Origin of the sequence: Bacillus sp. 7705b, assembly GCF_002289525.1 — a bacterium.
GTDB lineage: Bacteria > Bacillota > Bacilli > Bacillales > Bacillaceae > Bacillus > Bacillus halotolerans.
Genome location: NZ_NSDH01000071.1, coordinates 1 through 3,489, shown reverse-complemented (window position 1 = coordinate 3,489; position 3,489 = coordinate 1). Strand labels below are relative to the sequence as shown.

Here is a 3,489-nt window from a genome sequence, read left to right as displayed (position 1 = left end):
CAAACTCACCTAATATTAGGTGAGTTTTTTGTTATGTAAAAGAGCTTTTGGAATCGATACACGGTTCATGTATAATGGGAATGATGAATAACGGAGGAGGGCGCACCCGTGAGTTACCAAGCTTTATATCGAGTATTCAGGCCTCAGCGCTTTGAAGATGTGGTCGGACAAGAGCACATTACAAAAACGCTTCAAAATGCCCTTTTGCAAAAGAAATTTTCTCATGCTTATCTGTTTTCCGGGCCAAGGGGTACGGGAAAAACCAGTGCGGCCAAAATATTTGCCAAAGCTGTCAACTGTGAACACGCTCCTGTTGATGAGCCATGTAACGAATGTGCAGCCTGTAAAGGGATAACAAACGGGTCCATATCCGATGTCATAGAAATTGACGCCGCTTCTAACAATGGTGTTGATGAAATTCGTGACATCCGCGACAAAGTGAAGTTTGCCCCATCGGCCGTCACATATAAGGTATATATCATAGATGAGGTGCATATGCTTTCTATCGGCGCCTTTAATGCGTTATTAAAAACATTAGAAGAGCCGCCTGAGCATTGTATTTTCATTTTAGCAACAACAGAACCGCACAAAATTCCTTTAACCATTATCTCCAGATGTCAGCGTTTTGATTTCAAGCGAATTACATCCCAAGCGATTGTCGGACGTATGAACAAAATAGTTGATGCTGAAGAGCTGCAGGTTGAAGAAGGGGCGCTCGACATTATTGCGAGTGCTGCAGATGGCGGTATGAGGGATGCTTTGAGCCTTCTTGATCAGGCAGTCTCATTCAGCGGCGACGAGCTAAAAGTTGATGATGCGCTTCTGATTACCGGAGCAGTTTCTCAATTATATATAGGAAAGCTTGCGCAATCTCTGCATGAAAAACATGTTTCTGAAGCTTTGGAAACATTGAATGAGCTGCTTCAGCAAGGGAAAGACCCGGCGAAGCTGATAGAGGATATGATTTTCTATTTCAGGGACATGCTGCTGTTCAAAACAGCTCCTGGCTTAGAGGGTGTACTGGAAAAAGTAAAAGTCGATGAAACGTTCCGTGAATTGAGTGAACAAATTCCGACCCAGGCGATATATGAAATGATTGATATCCTGAACAAGAGTCATCAGGAAATGAAATGGACGAACCATCCCCGCATCTTCTTTGAAGTGGCTGTGGTGAAGATTTGCCAAACGTCTCATCAACCAGCTGCTGCAGACCTGCCTGAAGTTGATATGCTGATGAAAAAAATCCAGCAGCTTGAGCAAGAAGTAGAACGGCTCAAAACAACCGGCGTAAAAGCAGCGGCGGAAAGTCCGAAAAAAGAAGCGCCGCGTGCGCCAAAAGGCGGGAAATCCAATTACAAAGCGCCGGTAGGTAGAATTCATGAAATTTTGAAGGAAGCAACGAGGACGGACCTTGATCAGCTCAGAAGCAGCTGGGGCAAGCTTCTGGCTCACCTGAAACAGCAAAACAAAGTATCACATGCTGCGCTGCTGAATGACAGTGAACCTGTGGCTGCAGCTTCTTCGGCATTTGTACTGAAATTCAAATATGAAATACATTGTAAAATGGTCGCCGAGGATAACAACGGTGTCCGGACTAATCTTGAACAGATTTTAGAATCTATGCTCGGAAAAAGAATGGATTTGATTGGCGTTCCAGAAGCACAATGGGGTAAAATAAGAGAAGAATTTTTAGTAGATCATCAGCAGGAAAATGAAGGATCAAATGAGCCGGCTGAAGAAGATCCGCTTATTGCAGAAGCAAAAAAGCTTGTCGGAGCGGATTTAATTGAAATAAAAGACTAACAAAATGAAAGAGAGTGGATAATATGCGTGGCGGAATGGGAAATATGCAAAAAATGATGAAACAAATGCAAAAAATGCAAAAGGATATGGCCAAGGCTCAAGAAGAGCTTGCAGAACAGGTAGTTGAAGGAACTGCAGGCGGCGGTATGGTAACAGTTAAAGCAAACGGCCAAAAAGAAATTCTGGATGTCATCATTAAAGAAGATGTAGTTGACCCGGAAGATATCGAAATGCTCCAGGACTTAGTGCTTGCTGCAACGAATGAAGCCTTGAAAAAAGTTGACGAGATCACAAACGAAACAATGGGTCAATTTACAAAAGGAATGAACATGCCAGGTTTGTTCTAGGGGGATAAAAGAAAATGCAATATCCTGAACCAATATCAAAGCTGATCGACAGCTTTATGAAATTGCCAGGGATCGGACCGAAAACAGCGGTCCGTCTGGCTTTTTTTGTTCTAGGTATGAAAGAAGATGTGGTATTAGATTTTGCGAAAGCGTTGGTAAATGCGAAACGCAATCTGACATATTGCTCAGTTTGCGGGCATATTACAGACCAGGACCCTTGTTATATATGTGAAGATTCACGAAGGGATAAGTCCATTATTTGTGTTGTGCAAGACCCTAAGGATGTTATTGCTATGGAGAAAATGAAAGAATACAACGGCCAGTATCATGTTCTCCACGGCGCCATTTCTCCAATGGACGGCATCGGACCAGAGGATATAAAAATACCAGAATTGTTAAAACGATTACAGGATGATCAAGTGACAGAAGTGATTCTCGCAACAAACCCTAATATAGAAGGGGAAGCAACAGCGATGTATATATCAAGGCTCTTGAAGCCATCTGGTATTAAGCTCTCCCGTATTGCCCACGGACTGCCCGTCGGCGGTGACTTGGAATATGCTGATGAGGTCACTCTTTCTAAGGCACTTGAAGGAAGACGTGAATTGTAAGGGAGGAAAAAGCGATCCATGGGTTTTCTTCGCAAGAAAACATTGAGAAGAGAGTTTGATGAAAAACTAATCGAGCAGCTTTTTAAGCAAAAGGAAGAGTGGAACAGGCAAAAGAAGCTGGTTGAAAAAAGCCTTGAACCATCAGCTGAGGTTTTATGCGAGCTGAAGGTAGCTGAAGCAAAGTATTTTTTTTACTTGAGGGAAGCGAAACAGCGGAATTTGAAAATCAGCCGGTGGAAGTAAGTGGTCTAAACTCCTGGATCTTCTCATAAGCTTGTACTAGAACAAGTGAAGGGGATGAGAAGATTCATGGAGCCTATTTTTATTATAGGGATTATTTTAGGACTAGTTGTTCTTCTATTTTTATCAGGTTCGCCTGCAAAGCCTTTAAAGTGGATTGGTATAACTGCTGTTAAATGTGTAGCGGGTGCTTTGTTGCTGGTATGTGTGAACATGTTCGGAGGCAGCCTCGGCATCCATGTGCCGATTAATATTGTCACAACAGCCATAAGCGGAATCTTGGGCATACCGGGAATAGCAGCATTAGTAGTGATTAAGCATTTTATTATTTAATTCATGTTATATGTTGACTTTAAGACGTAAGGGTGTTATTCTAATATACGTCGCTGATGACGGATAAGCTTTTTAAAGAAATTACGAAAAAAGTTGTTGACGGAAACGGCGTAAAATGTTATGATTACAAAGTCGCTTAAAGAGCGGCGACAAAG

The 3,489-nt window shown here is 42.4% G+C and carries 5 protein-coding genes; all 5 read left to right on the top strand.

Annotated elements, in window-relative coordinates:
* The first annotated feature begins 108 nt into the window (after positions 1–108).
* A complete protein-coding gene (dnaX, locus tag CJU60_RS21145) occupies positions 109–1,803 on the top strand; it encodes a DNA polymerase III subunit gamma/tau (protein ID WP_024123597.1) in 1,695 nt (564 codons plus the stop codon).
* A gap of 23 nt (positions 1,804–1,826) precedes the next feature.
* On the top strand, positions 1,827–2,150 hold the full coding sequence (locus CJU60_RS21140) for a YbaB/EbfC family nucleoid-associated protein (protein ID WP_014112282.1): 324 nt from the start codon (positions 1,827–1,829) through the stop codon (positions 2,148–2,150).
* Between the two features lie 14 nt (positions 2,151–2,164).
* Positions 2,165–2,761, top strand: coding sequence for a recombination protein RecR (gene recR, locus CJU60_RS21135; RefSeq protein ID WP_024123598.1), 597 nt, complete (start codon positions 2,165–2,167; stop codon positions 2,759–2,761).
* A gap of 18 nt (positions 2,762–2,779) precedes the next feature.
* Positions 2,780–3,004, top strand: coding sequence for a YaaL family protein (locus tag CJU60_RS21130; protein WP_024123599.1), 225 nt, complete (start codon positions 2,780–2,782; stop codon positions 3,002–3,004).
* A gap of 66 nt (positions 3,005–3,070) precedes the next feature.
* Positions 3,071–3,334 (top strand): sigma-K factor-processing regulator BofA, encoded by a 264-nt coding sequence (gene bofA / locus CJU60_RS21125; protein WP_024123600.1) that lies wholly within the window; start codon positions 3,071–3,073, stop codon positions 3,332–3,334.
* The last annotated feature ends 155 nt before the right edge of the window (positions 3,335–3,489 follow it).